The sequence below is a fragment of the Vibrio porteresiae DSM 19223 genome (assembly GCF_024347055.1).
Classification (GTDB): Bacteria; Pseudomonadota; Gammaproteobacteria; order Enterobacterales; family Vibrionaceae; genus Vibrio; species Vibrio porteresiae.
In genome coordinates this window covers 1,614,868-1,629,671 of sequence record NZ_AP024896.1, presented here as the reverse complement: position 1 = coordinate 1,629,671, position 14,804 = coordinate 1,614,868, and the positions used below count along the sequence as shown (strand labels likewise).

Annotated in this window: 9 protein-coding genes; 4 read left to right on the top strand and 5 right to left on the bottom strand. The window is 43.3% G+C overall.

Annotated features, from left to right (window positions below):
* Positions 1–7 precede the first annotated feature (7 nt).
* Genes OCV11_RS23950 through OCV11_RS23940 form a run of 3 tightly spaced genes read right to left on the bottom strand, consistent with a single transcriptional unit; the run spans position 8 to position 3,361 of the window.
* Entirely contained in the window at positions 8–1,471 is a 1,464-nt protein-coding gene (locus tag OCV11_RS23950; protein WP_261896961.1) for a mannitol dehydrogenase family protein, read from the bottom strand.
* Between the two features lie 60 nt (positions 1,472–1,531).
* Positions 1,532–2,833, bottom strand: a complete 1,302-nt coding sequence (locus OCV11_RS23945) for a TRAP transporter large permease (protein ID WP_261896960.1) — start codon at positions 2,831–2,833, stop codon at positions 1,532–1,534.
* Positions 2,834–2,848: 15 nt separating this feature from the next.
* Positions 2,849–3,361, bottom strand: coding sequence for a TRAP transporter small permease (locus OCV11_RS23940; protein ID WP_261896959.1), 513 nt, complete (start codon positions 3,359–3,361; stop codon positions 2,849–2,851).
* Positions 3,362–3,659: 298 nt separating this feature from the next.
* On the opposite strand from OCV11_RS23940, the gene OCV11_RS23935 reads away from it, so the two are divergent.
* The 4 genes from OCV11_RS23935 to OCV11_RS23920 all read left to right on the top strand — a co-directional run bounded on the left by OCV11_RS23935 (position 3,660) and on the right by OCV11_RS23920 (position 9,392).
* Complete coding sequence (locus tag OCV11_RS23935; protein ID WP_261896958.1) at positions 3,660–4,643, top strand: TRAP transporter substrate-binding protein; 984 nt, start codon at positions 3,660–3,662, stop codon at positions 4,641–4,643.
* A gap of 99 nt (positions 4,644–4,742) precedes the next feature.
* The gene (locus tag OCV11_RS23930) at positions 4,743–5,525 is read left to right on the top strand and encodes an FCD domain-containing protein (RefSeq protein ID WP_261896957.1); all 783 of its coding nucleotides are present in this window, start codon (positions 4,743–4,745) and stop codon (positions 5,523–5,525) included.
* Positions 5,526–5,661: 136 nt separating this feature from the next.
* Positions 5,662–6,855: a mannonate dehydratase gene (uxuA, locus tag OCV11_RS23925; protein ID WP_261896956.1), complete on the top strand. Its 1,194-nt coding sequence runs from the start codon at positions 5,662–5,664 to the stop codon at positions 6,853–6,855.
* Between the two features lie 272 nt (positions 6,856–7,127).
* Positions 7,128–9,392, top strand: a complete 2,265-nt coding sequence (locus tag OCV11_RS23920; RefSeq protein ID WP_261896955.1) for a glycoside hydrolase family 3 N-terminal domain-containing protein — start codon at positions 7,128–7,130, stop codon at positions 9,390–9,392.
* Between the two features lie 419 nt (positions 9,393–9,811).
* Here OCV11_RS23920 and OCV11_RS23915 read toward each other — a convergent pair whose 3' ends face one another.
* Positions 9,812–12,985, bottom strand: coding sequence for an HD domain-containing phosphohydrolase (locus OCV11_RS23915; protein ID WP_261896954.1), 3,174 nt, complete (start codon positions 12,983–12,985; stop codon positions 9,812–9,814).
* Positions 12,986–13,345: 360 nt separating this feature from the next.
* Positions 13,346–14,779 (bottom strand): methyl-accepting chemotaxis protein, encoded by a 1,434-nt coding sequence (locus OCV11_RS23910; RefSeq protein WP_261896953.1) that lies wholly within the window; start codon positions 14,777–14,779, stop codon positions 13,346–13,348.
* Positions 14,780–14,804 lie beyond the last annotated feature (25 nt).

Here is a 14,804-nt window from a genome sequence, read left to right as displayed (position 1 = left end):
GGCTCTCCTAAAGGGCGGCAACTGTTGCCCGCGCTCCACGTTCGATGAGTGATTGATAGGCTTTCGTCACGGCTTGAATCACTTGTGGGTTTTGACCAATGTCGGCTGGGAATATGGCTTCAAGTGCCAGCAGTGCTGGAACCACCGAGACATTTAACCCATGTTCATCACAGATGCTGCGCAGTGTGGTGCTCATGGGATCACGAACATCAATCGCATTCCCTTGCTCATCTACCCCAGCGACATAACGCATCCATCCAGCAATCGCTGTTGCAATCCAGGAGAAATCCGTGCCTTGCTTGAGGTGATAACGTAAGCTGCCGCCCATCCGTTGTGGGATTTTCTGGCTGCCATCCATCGCAATTTGCCAAGTTTTATGTTTGAGACTAGGGTTGGTGAAGCGCTCAATCAATAGCTTCGCATAGCTTTCGAGATCGGTGTCGCCGGGCATATTCAAAGAGGGAGCTTGCGCTTTGATCATCATGTCGTAAGCCGCTTTTTTGTAGCCTTGGTCGGTCATGGTGTCGGAGATGTGTGCATAACCGCCTAGGTAGCCAAGATAAGCCAAAAATGAGTGGCTACCATTGAGCATACGTAACTTCATCTCTTCATAAGGGACGACATCGGCAACAAATTCCGCACCAGCCACATTCCAATCGGGACGACCAGCAACAAAATGGTCTTCAATAACCCACTGACGGAACGGTTCACATGCAATACCACATGGATCTTCACAACCAAGAAGTTGTGCAATTTCGGCCAATGTTTCGTCTGTGGCTGCGGGAACAATGCGGTCCACCATGGTACATGGGAAGGTGACGTTAGTTTCAATCCAATCACGCAGTTCAGGATCCAATAATTGGGCGAATTCAAGTATAGCGGCTTTTGCGACATGACCATTTTCTTGCACGTTGTCGCAAGACATCACGGTAAAAGGCTTCAGACCACGTTCACGGCGCAGTCTTAGTGCTTGCACGAGGTAGCCGAGAGCCGATGTTGGTTGAGTGGGATTAGCAAGGTCGTTGATGATGAGCGGATTATTTTTATCCAATTGTCCTGTTGCTGAATCCGTGCAGTATCCTTTTTCTGTAATGGTCATTGAGACAATAGCAACTTGGGGTTCGGCCATTTTTTCCAAAATAGCCTCAGTGCCATCAAAATTAGGATGCATAGATTCGGTTACCGAGCCAATGACTTTCACGTCGGTGCCTTGTGCGCCTTTTTCAGCAACCGTGTATAGATGGTTTTGCGCGCGTAGCGCTTGAATCAGTGCTTCTCCGCCAAATAGGTTAACCTCGCAAATGCCCCAATCACTGCCCGTCTCGCTGAGCATAAGATCAGTAAATAAGCCTTGGTGTGCACGATGAAATGCGCCAAAACCGAGGTGAACGATACGACTTTTCAAGGTTGAACGGTCGTAAGTTGGAACAGACACATTGCTGTTAAGAAGCGAGTTTGAGATATCTTTCATTTCCTAGTCCTTAAGAGCTACCAAGTTTGCACTTGGTAGCCGAAGTATTGTCATTGAGAATCAGTAGCCTAAGACGAGGTGAGGTAAGAATAGACTCAACTGTGGGAAGAACGTGACAGCGAGTAAAGCTACAACTAAAGCCCCATAAAATGGCAGTAGAGGTTTGATGACTTTGTCGATGGAGATGTTGGCGACAGAGCAGCCGATAAATAGAGCACTACCCACTGGTGGAGTACAAATACCGATAGCTAAGTTAAAGGTCATCATGATGCCAAAATGAACCGGATCGACACCCATATCCAACACGATAGGTAGGAAGATCGGCGTAAAAATAAGGACCGCAGGTGTCATATCCATGAAAATACCAACAATCAATAAGATGACGTTAATGATCAGGAGAATCATGAATGGGTTGTCTGAAATGGACAGTAGTGCATCGGCGATCATATAAGGAATATCAGCATTAGCCATTGCCCATGACATACCCATTGATGCGCCTACAAGTAGCAGCACAATCGAAGTCGTGACAGCGGACTCTAGAACAATCTTAGGCAACTGCGACCACTTCACTTCTTTATAAACCAGAACAGCCAAGATAAAGGTGTAAATAACGGCAATCGCAGAAGCTTCAGTTGCAGTAAAAATACCGCCGATAATCCCCCCCATGATCACGATGATCAGCATGAGCGATGGGGCTGCTTTTAAAAAGGTACTCCACACTTCAGCGAACGATGGGCGAGCAGCAATAGAATATCCTCTGCGTTTAGCGATAAAACCAGCGATGACCATAATGCTAAGACCCATCAGAATACCGGGAATATAGCCAGCTAAGAATAATGCGGCGATAGATGTCCCACCTGATACTAAAGAAAAGACAATGAGCGTATTGCTTGGTGGAATCAGTAGCCCAGAAGGACAAGAGGTGATATTCACCGCGGCAGAGAAGTTTTCATCATAGCCATCTTTCTTTTGTAAAGGTGACATCGTGCCACCGACCGCTGCTGCAGAGGCGACGGCTGAACCGGAAATAGAGCCAAACATCATATTCGCCATGACGTTGACGTGGGCTAATGAGCCTGGTAGCCGCCCGCCTAACACTTTGGCAAAATTAATTAAGCGCAATGCAATACCACCTTGGTTCATGATATTGCCAGCTAAGATAAAAAATGGGATTGCCAATAAGGCAAAGTTATCTAAGCCGGCTGCCATACGTTGCGCGACAACGGCAATGGCAGGTTCTAAAGGTAAACTCATCAAAATGGTTGCGAGTGATGATAGACCGATGGCGAAAGATACCGGTATCCCGAGTATTAATAAGACGGCAAAAGAGCCGAATAAGGTAACAATGACTTGCCATTCCATTATGGGATCCTTTTATTAATCTATTTGCGAATGAGTAATAAGTGCGTTGCTGTTTTTAAATTCCTGCACGCGTTCGTAGGTATAGGCCACTGAGTAGAAAATCATTAATGCTCCACTAAGCGGTAAACAAAAATAGATGTAGCCCATTTGAATACCCAAGGCTGGAGTGACTTGGCCTGTTGATAATGTTTTTGCTGCTAATTGCGCTCCGCCATAAACCAAAACAACACAAGCAAATCCTGCGATAGCGATTTGAATAATAATCTCGTTAATTATTTTTCTTGTGCCCGTTAATTTCATCGTTAATAAATCGATAGCGAGGTGGCGTTTTAATCCAGTGGTATATGAAGCGCCTATTAAAGCCACCCACATAAATAGATATCTGGCGAGTTCATCAGTAACAGTACTTGGTTTACCAATGACATAGCGTGAGATGACTTGCCATACCACGCAAAAAACCAGAAAGGTTAAGAGAGAGATAGTAAAGGCGGATAGGCCCTTATTGATTACCCCGACCAGTTTATTCATGTTATTTCCCTTATGTAGTTATTATCCCTACATTAATTGGTTAACCAAAAATGAGTTCTAATAGATAGATTTCGTCACTTACACATTTCTAATTTGTGGTGAAGTATAAGTTTGGTTATTAAATCGTCCTGTGAGTGTGTTCACATTTAGATTGGTTGACCAATTTTGACGTGATAAATGTGATATTGGTCGTTATGTGAACTATTTTGGTTTGACGGTTGGGTTTCTTACGACAAATAATGCCTATGAAATGTCGAGTTCCTACGATATTGGACAACCAATTATGGAGATGGAAATAATGATTACGAGAAAAAGCATCATTTGTACGGTCGTTGGCGCGGCACTGAGTTTTGGTATGGCTGCATCCTCTTATGCAGCAACAACACTGAAATTAAGTCATAACCACCCTCGTGACCATGCTGTGCATAAGGCGATGGATTTCATGGCGAAAGAAGTTAAAGATCTGACCCATGGTGAAGTTAGGATTCGTATCTATCCCGATGCCCAACTTGGTACGCAACGTGAGTCAATGGAACTCATGCAAAATGGTGCTCTGGATATGGTGAAAAGTAATGCGGCTGAATTGGAAGCGTTTTCTCCTGATTATTCTGCATTTAACTTGCCGTATTTGTTCCGAGATAAAGAGCACTATTACAAAGTCATCGGTGGTGAAATTGGGAAAGAAATTCTTGAGTCTTCGAGAAAAAGTGGCTTTATTGGCGTAACCTATTTTGATGCAGGCGCTCGTAGTTTCTACACTTCAAAACCGATTAATAGTCCTGCCGACCTGCAAGGGTTGAAAGTACGTGTGCAGCCAAGCCCAACCGCGATTGCGATGGTGAAATCACTGGGGGGTAACCCAACACCATTGGCTTACGGTGAACTTTATACTGCATTGCAACAAGGTGTTGTGGATGCGGCTGAAAATAATATTCCTTCATTCAGTTTGAGTCGCCACAGCGAAGTCTCCAAATTCTTCAGTTTGGATGAACATACCATGGTGCCTGATGTGTTGGTTATTTCTACCAAATCCTACGATAAGCTGACGCCCGATCAGCAAGCGGCTTTAATGAAAGCAGCAAAAGATTCCTCTGAATACATGAAAAAACTGTGGGCTGAATCTGAAGCGAAAGAAACAGAGAAGGCCGAAAAAATGGGCGTGACTTTTGTTCATCCTGACAAGGCTTCATTCGTTGCTGCGGTACAACCTATGTACCAAGAATTGAGCAAAACGAATCCAGAATTGAGTGCTCTGGTTGAGCGCATTAAGAATGTCAAATAAAGTCACTGAATTCTGAAGAAAAATTAGGTGTTGTCACTGTTGTAAACAAATAGGTTGACCAATTGCTCTTGGTCGCTATGATTGTATAAGCATTTCAGCATGATTAAACATAACTCCATGATATTATTCGAACCGAAACGCCCTTATCAAGAAATAGGGTTGGTACTAAGACAGCAGCTTATCGACGGCTTATATCAGGTAGGTGAACGTTTACCTCCAGAGCGTGATATTGCAGAGCAGTTAGATGTCAGCAGAACCGTTGTGCGTGAAGCGATCATTATGCTTGAGTTGGAAAACTTAGTAGAGGTGAAGAAAGGGTCAGGAGTCTATGTTCTCAATATTCCCACGACGTCGGATTCGCAGGAAAATATCATCAATGATGATGCGGGGCCTTTTGAGATGTTGCAAGCGCGGCAATTGTTGGAAAGCAATATCGCCGAATTTGCCGCAACGCAAGTGACTCCTGGTGATATTGTGCGCATGCGTGCTGCACTTGAACTGGAACGTAAAGAGTTCGAAAACGGCACTGCTGGGCAAGAAGGAGATGAAAAATTTCATCTTTGTATTGCAGAAGCGACACAAAACTCTGTGTTGGTTGAGATGCTGAAATATTCATGGCTACGGCGCCAACATAGCCCAATGTGGAATAAATTACATTCACACATTCGTGGTGTTGGATATCGAGCCGACTGGATAGACGATCATGCCAAAATACTGTCTGCACTTAAACGTAAAGACCCTATTGCAGCCAAGAATGCCATGTGGCAACACCTAGAAAATGTAAAACAACGTTTATTCGAACTGTCTAACGTTGATGATCCTGATTTCGATGGTTATTTATTTAGTTCAAATCCGGTCTTTTTAGTAGACCAAGATAAATAACATTATATTGAGTTATTCAATCGGGAACTGAACCAGACAATATGTATTTTGCTATTTATTGTCTTCTATGTGTCGTTATAACACTTAATCTTGATGCAATCAGGTGGGTTAAGTGTGTCTTTAAAAGGTATATATCATGGAACAAACTTGGCGATGGTATGGTCCTAGCGATCCCGTAACTTTAGATGATATTAAGCAAGCGGGAGCAACAGGTATTGTAACGGCTTTACACCATATCCCTAATGGAGAAGTCTGGAGTAAAGAAGAGATCCTGAAACGTAAAGCGATTTTAGATGAGAAAGGGTTTAATTGGTCGGTAGTTGAAAGTGTACCTGTTCATGAAGAAATAAAAACACGCAGTGGACAGTATCAGAAATGGATTGCAAATTATCGCCAGTCTCTCATTAATCTTGCCGAATGCGGTATTGATACGGTTTGCTATAATTTCATGCCTGTATTGGACTGGACAAGAACCGATCTTGAATATCAGTTACCCGATGGTTCTAAAGCGTTGCGTTTTGATCAAATTGAATTTGCTGCGTTTGAATTATTTATATTAAAGAGACCAGGTGCTGAGCTGGAATATTCAGATAGTGAACAATCAGAAGCGAGAGTTCGCTATGAGCAGATGTCTCAAGCTCAAATTGATAAGCTGACGGCAAATATTATTGCAGGTTTACCTGGAGCCGAAGAAGGTTATACATTAGACGAATTCCAAGCGCGACTCGATACCTACAAAGGTATTACAAAAGAGAAGCTACGTGAACATATGGTATTATTTCTTCAAGAGTTAATGCCAGTGTGTGAACAATATGGATTGAAATTGGCGGTGCATCCTGATGATCCACCACGTCCAATTCTAGGTTTACCTCGTATCGTGTCAACGATTGAAGACATTGAGGCGTTGACAACAGCGGTATCGAGTAAAATGAATGGTATCACCATGTGTACTGGTTCCTACGGTGTCAGAGGGGATAACGATCTCGTAAACATGATTGAGACGTTTGGTGACCGAATTTATTTTACTCACCTCCGTTCTACTCAGCGTGAAGAGAATCCATTAAGTTTTCATGAAGCTGCCCATCTTGAAGGTGACGTAGACATGTATTCTGTCATCAATGCGTTGTTGAAAGAGGAAGTTCGTCGTGAAAACGTTGGAGATTTGCGAAAAATACCGATGCGTCCTGATCATGGTCATCAAATGATTGATGATTTAAGAAAGCAAACCAACCCAGGTTATTCTTGTATTGGTCGCTTAAAAGGTTTGGCAGAAATTCGAGGGGTTGAATTAGCTTTAAGACGAGCATTTTATCCCAAAAAAAGCGCATAGCTACTAGCCATTATTACTGAACATTAAGATGTAGAATTATTTTATATCTTAATGTTCTTTATTTTTTATGCAATGGTTTTTCTGCATATATTTGATTTATAGCAATGATAATACTAAAAATATTTATTTGTTATTTTAAATCCAATCTGTATTTTTTCATTTTAGATTCGTTGTGTTCGTATATTAATCGATGTAGGTTGTGTGCGTTATTAGAACGCCTTATATCGGTTAATTGGTAATTCTAACCTGACCCTACATTAGGACAAAAATAAATGAAAAAGCCTAAATATCTTCTTACCCCGATCGCTTTAGCTATCTTATTAGCTGGATGTAATAACGATTCGAATACCTATCAACAGCCCATATTAGGAGAACATGTTACCAATATTCTCCAACAAGATGGTTATCAATTTAAAGATCTGAATAAAAATGGTGTGCTAGACCCTTATGAGGATTGGCGTAATACTATTTCGATTCGTGTGGATGACTTAGTTAGTCGTATGACGCTCGAAGAAAAAGTCGGAATGATGTTGATTGATACCATGAATGCGGCGGCTTACGGGGCAACCAATGAGACGCATGTTAACTATATCGACCAACAAAAAATGACACGGTTTATCTTCCGTAACTCTATTTTGACGGAAGAGCAGCTCAATGGGATGAGTGAATCTGAGCGTAATCCGAGTGGTAATGTGATTACTGGTTTAAATAGTGCTCCGATTTCTCCTCGTGAAGCTGCACGTTACATGAATTTGATACAGGAACTATGCGAAGGTACTCGGTTAGGTATCCCTGCCTTATTTAAATCTAATGCACGTAACCACTTAGATCCTAACGCTCTGCCGGGGATTAACGTTTCAGCTGGGGCATTCTCTGAATGGCCTAAAGAAGGTGGATTAGCTGCTGCCGCATTGGGGGATGGTGATATGAGCACCATCGAAGAGTTTGCTCGCGTCATGAAAGACGAATGGAAAGCGATCGGTTTACGCGGTATGTACGGTTATATGGCGGACTTATCGACAGAACCACGTTGGCACCGTGTGCATGAAACCTTTTCTGAAGATTCGGACTTGACCTCTAACATCATCACCACTTTGGTCAGTACGTTACAAGGTAGCTCAGTGAGCAGTGACAGTATTGTGTTGACCATGAAACATTTCCCTGGGGGCGGCCCACAATTTATTGGTTTGGATCCTCATTATATTGCTGGTCAACACCAAAGTTACCCAACTCATAATTTTGAGTATCACGTGAAACCTTTTATTGCGGCAGTAAACGCAGGGGTTGCTGCGATTATGCCTTATTACGGTGTGGTTGGCGGCGGTGAATGGAAGTTGAGTGACTTAGCGACCGGTCAAACCGTCGCGGCAGATGGCACCAACTTGTACGTCGGGACACGTACCTCTGACGGTCAAGTACTCTCTTTAGCGGATGTCGTTTCTGATCGAGTGAAAGATACGCTCAGAGTGCCCAATAACGACTACAACAATGATGCGACAGCGGGGACTCCAACTGGCAACGTTGGTGTGGCGTTTTCTGCCGGGATTTTAAATGGGTTGTTACGTCAACGCTTAGGCTTTACTGGAGTGATCAACTCTGATACCGGTATCATTAATGACCCTAATACTGGCGTGCCAGATGATGAAGCGATGCAGAATAACCGTGCTTGGGGTCTGCAAGATAAATCGAAAAATGAGTTGTTCAAAATTGCGATTGACGCTGGTACCGACGTTTTTTCAGGATTTCATCGAAATGCCGACATCATGAGCGCAGTACAAGAAGGTGCGATTCCTGAAACTCGTATTGATCAATCGGTGAAACGACTGCTTACCGTTCAATTTGAATTGGGGTTATTTGAAAATCCTTATGTGGATGAAAGCGTAGCGAATCAGATCGTTGGAAGCCAAGATCATCAGAATAAAGCGGACATTGCTCAGCGCAAATCGGTCGTATTATTGAAAAGCGAAAATGCGCTGTTACCACTGCCAACGGGGACTGCTGCTTCTGATGTTAAATTGTTTACTTTAGGTGTGAACGATGGGGTTGCTGCGCAATACGGTTTTACTCCAGTCAGTGATATGAACAGTGCCGATAAAGCCGTTGTTCGCGTGCGAGTGACCAATCGAAATACCGGTGCTTTAGTTTTTGGTGGCGCCAAATTTGATGAAGTGGATGTTCTTGATTTTACCGGAATGTCGCAAGCACAAACGTGGGATATTAGCCCATCCCTTGCCGAGATTAAGCAAGTAATGGACACTGTTGGTGCGGAAAACACGGTGTTATCGATCTACTTCCGTCATCCTTTTGTGTTGGACGATGTGAGTGGATTAAAAAATGCGGGCGCGATTTTGGCCACCTTTGGTGCCAGTGATTCTGCTCTGTTTGATGTGTTAACCGGGCGCTTTACGCCGAAAGGGAAATTGCCATTTGCTCTGGCAAACAGTGCTCAAGCGATTATTGATCAAGCTTCGGATGCTCCGGGGTATACTCCTGCGGATACTTTGTATGGCTTTGGTTATGGACTGACGGACTATTAGTCAGCAAGTCAATCACGAGCTAAGTTGTTGTAATGAAAGGCTACAGAGAGTGTCATTCTGTAGCTTTTTTGTTGCTAGGTGGCCTAGCTAATGAAATATTAAAGTTGGCTATTTCCTGTTCTGGTTGGATTTCGGTGAGTCGCGGAATTCGCTTAAAAGCTATGAAATTATTATCGTTCGACTGCTTGCTGTTCTGGTTTTAGGGCAGTTTGGTAAGAGTACATCTGCAGATTTAGAGCACTTAAATTGTATCGCTAATCAGCAGGCTATGACCTTAGTTTCCCTGATGGACTTCTATCTGATGCTGCCATTGTTACTTCTGTTACGTAAGCCTGCAAAATAACGAAAGTACACATTACCAAGACGGAATGTTTTTGTGAGCTTTCTTATGGTCGCTAAATACGCGTGAGCTACGTCTCTTAGTAGAGATATTTGCTCTCCTCAATCTTATCGATTTGTTCTGGCGCTAAAAAGCGGGTGGCGTATTCTTGATAAATCCCACTAGTGAGGAGCAGTTTGAATAGGTCAGCGTCTAGATGCTGGTCTTTCACCATTTTGGCTAAAATATCAATTGATTGACTGAGTGTTTTGGCTTTTTTGTATGGCCTGTCAGAGGCGGTAAGGGCTTCAAAAACATCAGCGATGGCCAAGATTCTGGCTTCAATCGATAGCTCTTTGGCGGTGAGCTTTTTCGGATACCCAGTCCCAATCAGGGTTTCGTGGTGACCTCCGGCGATTTCGGGAACGCGCGATAGCTCTTTGGGTAAGGGAAGAGATTCCAACATATGAATGGTCGCGATGATGTGCTCGTTAATCCGGTAACGATCAGAATCGGTCAGAGTGCCTTTTTGAATCGAGAGATTGTATATCTCACCCAAATTAGCGCGTACTTTCGGCACGTTCATGTGCATATCCGCACTCAAAATTGCGTGAGGGTCGGTAACCCAAGGAAGAATATGTTCTTGCTTGTCATCGAGTAAATATTCCGTCGCTGGCAGTGGCTTTTCTGGAATCTTAGCGAGGTGCTTTTCTTCCTCTGGAGACAAACCAAGGCGGTCACTAAAGTGGCGGATCCAGGATTGTTTGCCTATCGCGCGAATAGCGTTAATGCGCTGCTCATCCATAAATTCTGTCCCCACGTTACTTTTGGCAATCAGCGCAAACTGCTCGGTCAGCTCAGTTTGGCGCTTTTGTAATTCGGCCTGCGCTTCTTGCTCTGAATCCTGCTTGAGTAGCCGCTCGAGATAGCGGATTTTTGCATCACGCCACAGCACTTCAAAGCGCGTGCGAACTTCATGAATTCGGTTGTAAATGGTTTCAAGCTTAGTGCCTTTATCAATAATGTGCTCTGGTGTGGTGACTTTGCCGCAGTCATGTAGCCATGCCGCAATTTCAAATTCACGCCGTTGATCAGCTGTGGCAAAAGAGAAGTTCTCAAAAGCGGGCAAATGGCTTTTGTGCGCGCGTTCAGCCAACATAATCGCAAGCTCTGGGACGCGAGCACAATGGCCACCGGTGTAGGGGGACTTTTGGTCAATCGATTGGGCAATAAGCTGAATAAATGAATCTAGCAACTCTTGCTGGTGCACTTGGTGTTGCTCAAGATCTTTTGCCATAGAGACGATAGAGTCTGACAGTTGGTCGAGTTCTTTGATCCGGCTCGGCACTCTTTTTACAAATGAGAATGCTCGATGTCGAATCTTGCCGTTTTCTACGGAAAGCGAACTAATGGGGGTCACGATAGCGTTGGCAAAGTGGTACAGAATCGGGAACAGCAGAATCAGCAGAATAAATGTAATGCCAATAGAAACATACACTTTTTGTAAGTGAGGTGTTTGGATGATGGACGTTGGCACCATCACGCCGAGATAGTAGTTTCCTTCTTTATCCGACAGCACAGAGTTCACGTACAGAGTGTAGTTTTGTCCGTTGATGTTGGTTTGTGATAACTGAGCTTGGTTTCCTCGTATCTGTTTAGCGATGGACACAAAAGCCGAAGTAGGAACGAGACCTGCCATAATACGGGCTTGAATGGTCGCCTCTTTGGGCTGATTGAACCATTTGTTTTCCAGCATTTCATGCTCTTGTGGCGTGAGAGAGTTGATTGCCTTATTGATGATCTCGGTGAGCAGTGGTTGTTCGGATGTGCTCAGAAAATGCAGATTTTGGTTACCTTGCAGCGGCATCGCCGATAGACCTGCATGAAGAGAAAGGTTTTCTAAGCCGTACAACGCGATAAAGTACTTGGCGACGTATTCAGACTCAATCGCCATGTCCGCCTGATGTTGACTCACTGCTTGAAGCGCTGCGATGGTGGTTGGTACTGAGAGAATGATGGCATTTGGGTAGGTACTCTTCACCTTTTCAGCTAACGACCAACCTTGTGGTATCGCGATGGTTCTACCGCTGAAATCATCATTTTCTTTAGGAGAGAAGGTGGTAGAAGTGACGACGACTGTTTTTAACTCTTTGTAGGGTATTGAAAAGTCACCTAGCCCTACCCGAGAGGGAGATTTAAAAACCGCACTGACGATATCAATCTTATTGTTTTTAAACAGGTCCATAAACTGATCCCAGCTATAACCGTTGATGAACTCAAATTCCAAACCGGTTTTTTGGGCAATCAGTTTAAGCAAATCAACAGAGTAGCCTTGTGGTTCTCCACTGTAAGAAAAATCAAACGGTGGCCAGTCTGATTCATTGGAGACGCGAAACGTTCTATGACGACTAACAAAATCTCGCTCTGCTTCATTTAACCGAATTGGAGTTACTTTAATGGCCTTGGGAGCGGCAATATTGGGTTGAGATTGCGCAGAAATCTTGCCATTAGCATCAAAAATGAACGTCTCACTTTGCTGCATCGGGCGATTTTTTTGCAAATAATCAGACATCTCCGCTAATGATATGTCTACGCCTAACACGTTGTTTGAGTGAGGGATTGTCTGCGCGAAGGTGATGCCAGATGTTTGCGTTGAATGAAAAATATAGGGCTGAGTTTTAATCGTTACATCAGGGGTTGCCAACGCTTGTCGAAACCATGGGCGAACGTTGGCATAGTATTGACTCGGTTTGACGATTTGCCGGGATATCTGAAAATGTTCATCGAGATATTGGTTGGTTTGCAGGCGCTTATCACCCTGATTCTGAATGGAAAGAATCAGCCAGCGTTCGTTTGCGTTAGCATCCACTGTGGTGCGCAGAAAAGAGCCGCTATTCAGATTGATCAGCTCATAAAAATCACCGTTGCTATAGCCGACATACACAGCATAAAGATATGGGCGTTGTTCAATCACTTTCGCCATGACCGGAATGATGGGACGGATGGCATCGTTACCAGGAATGCTATCAATATTGGGAAACTGGCTAACCAGCGAGACGACCGAACTGCTTTCTCTATCAATAGTGGCGATTTTCTCGCTGACATTTGCAGCCGTATGGTTAAACAGGGTTTGAGCTGAATCTTTTGCCAGAGATTGCGAAAAGTAAAACTGCAAACCTAATGCAATCCCAACAATGATGGCAGACAGGGTGATAAACAGAGTTAACACGGTGACTTTTATACTGAATTTTGTTTGCTTTAACTCATCGAACATAACAACCATCCTTGATGTATCCATTACGTAATGCACCAGCGTTAGTGTTAACGACAAGGCATCCCCTCATTTCGATTGCCCCTAGTGAGCTTATTTACCTGCGGTGGTGTGGATTTGCGATGAAGATAAGTTAATCAAAAGAGAAATCGAGGGAAAATACAGTGCGCTAGTTATCATTTATGTAATGATACTGAATGCGTATTGATAGAATTTGATTGGCTTGGGAAGCAATATCGAAGAAAAATAAAAGTAGTTGATCTCTCAGATTTGCCTTATGAGGCATTTGCGGTTGTTAAAAAGTTCTCTCAGCAGAAGTGGCTGTAGTAATTAAGCCAATTCGTGAGAGAACTCAATCATGATTTAAATAATAAATTTATTTCCCGATTCTTTGAGTCGAATCATCTCAGTTTGCAGTTCCTGAATATTTTTGCTTTGGCGTTCAACTTCATTGAATATCATTTTCGATACGTCATTCACATTGATGATGTTTTCGTTCACTTGACTAAGGGCATGGGTTTGCTCAGTGACAGATGAGGAAATTTGATACATTTGATCATTGATACCAACGGTGTGGTGGCTAGACTGACTAATCGAGGTTTGAATCAATTGAATTTGGTTGTTTAAGCTGGTGGATACTTCATTAACATGCGCCATGCCATCGGTTGCCACTTGGACGTTTTTATCCAGTGATGAGAGTGTTTCTGTTATTTGTTCGACACTTGCATTTGTGCGCAAAGATAAGGCGCGAACTTCATCCGCCACCACGGCAAAGCCACGTCCCGCTTCCCCGGCTCGTGCTGCTTCAATTGAGGCGTTGAGGGCGAGCAAGTTGGTTTGTTCGGAAATATCGCGGATGTTTTTCAAAATGACATGAACATTCTTGGTTTCTTGCACCACACGTTCAATATTACCTGTGGTGGTTTTGAGCAAACCACCCAGTGCACGGATATTATCGGCACATGTTTTCGAACTGCTGACCACTTGTTTATTCAATTGAGTGGCATTTTCAAGCTCGGTCTTGCACTGATGAATGTTATTGTCGACTTCATTAAAAGAAATGCCAATTTCCTCAGCGGCTGAAGCAACAAGTTCGGTATTTTGCGTATTTTCTTGAATTTTGTTGTGGATTATTTTTGTGCTTTCCACTGAGCTATCAGAAATACGATGCAGTTTTTCAATCATTTGTTGGTTAGATGCAGTTGATTCTTGTAGCTGGCGGATAATCTGATCAAACTTATGACAAAATTCATCATCAATGGAATTCAACGTCACTTTTAAGTTTAAACGATCTCCTTCAACGATTTTATCAAGCATACCTGCAACATACTGACGGCGCTGTATATTGAGTCCGTTCATAAAACAGCTGTACATCGCGATAACAGCCAGCAAGCCTGCATAGAGACAGTGCTCAATAGGGAGCCAAATCGTTAAATGGTGATCAAAAATAAATAAGTTATAGCCTGTTGATTGAAGGTAGTAGAAAAGAAAGTGATGTATGGCGGCGGCGATTAGGTTAGACAGAATCATCATCCAATCGTTATATATCATCAGCAAACCGAGCAAAATAAAAACTTCAAAATGCAACATAGTAAGACCGTGTGACTGGTCGATATGCATCGCGACAAAACCATACAATAGGAAAGCATTAATCAAGCGAAACCGAGGTTGATTAAGCGCGATAATAATGATGCTCAGCACGATGTTAATCATAAGATCGATCGCCGAGAAACCGTATAAAAACATGTAGATAAAAGTCAAAGCGGCCATCGGGACTAGGATGACTGCAGTTTTCATCTGAAAGGAAAAGTCCTTTTTTAAC

What these genes read in the sequence shown, in the direction of transcription:
- OCV11_RS23950 (WP_261896961.1), bottom strand. Translation starts at nt 1,471, where the DNA reads ATGAAAGATATCTCAAACTCGCTTCTTAACAGCAATGTGTCTGTTCCA.
- OCV11_RS23935 (WP_261896958.1), top strand. Translation starts at nt 3,660, where the DNA reads ATGATTACGAGAAAAAGCATCATTTGTACGGTCGTTGGCGCGGCACTG.
- OCV11_RS23920 (WP_261896955.1), top strand. Translation starts at nt 7,128, where the DNA reads ATGAAAAAGCCTAAATATCTTCTTACCCCGATCGCTTTAGCTATCTTA.
- OCV11_RS23915 (WP_261896954.1), bottom strand. Translation starts at nt 12,985, where the DNA reads ATGTTCGATGAGTTAAAGCAAACAAAATTCAGTATAAAAGTCACCGTG.
- OCV11_RS23910 (WP_261896953.1), bottom strand. Translation starts at nt 14,779, where the DNA reads ATGAAAACTGCAGTCATCCTAGTCCCGATGGCCGCTTTGACTTTTATC.
- OCV11_RS23930 (WP_261896957.1), top strand. Translation starts at nt 4,743, where the DNA reads ATGATTAAACATAACTCCATGATATTATTCGAACCGAAACGCCCTTAT.
- OCV11_RS23940 (WP_261896959.1), bottom strand. Translation starts at nt 3,361, where the DNA reads ATGAATAAACTGGTCGGGGTAATCAATAAGGGCCTATCCGCCTTTACT.
- uxuA (WP_261896956.1), top strand. Translation starts at nt 5,662, where the DNA reads ATGGAACAAACTTGGCGATGGTATGGTCCTAGCGATCCCGTAACTTTA.
- OCV11_RS23945 (WP_261896960.1), bottom strand. Translation starts at nt 2,833, where the DNA reads ATGGAATGGCAAGTCATTGTTACCTTATTCGGCTCTTTTGCCGTCTTA.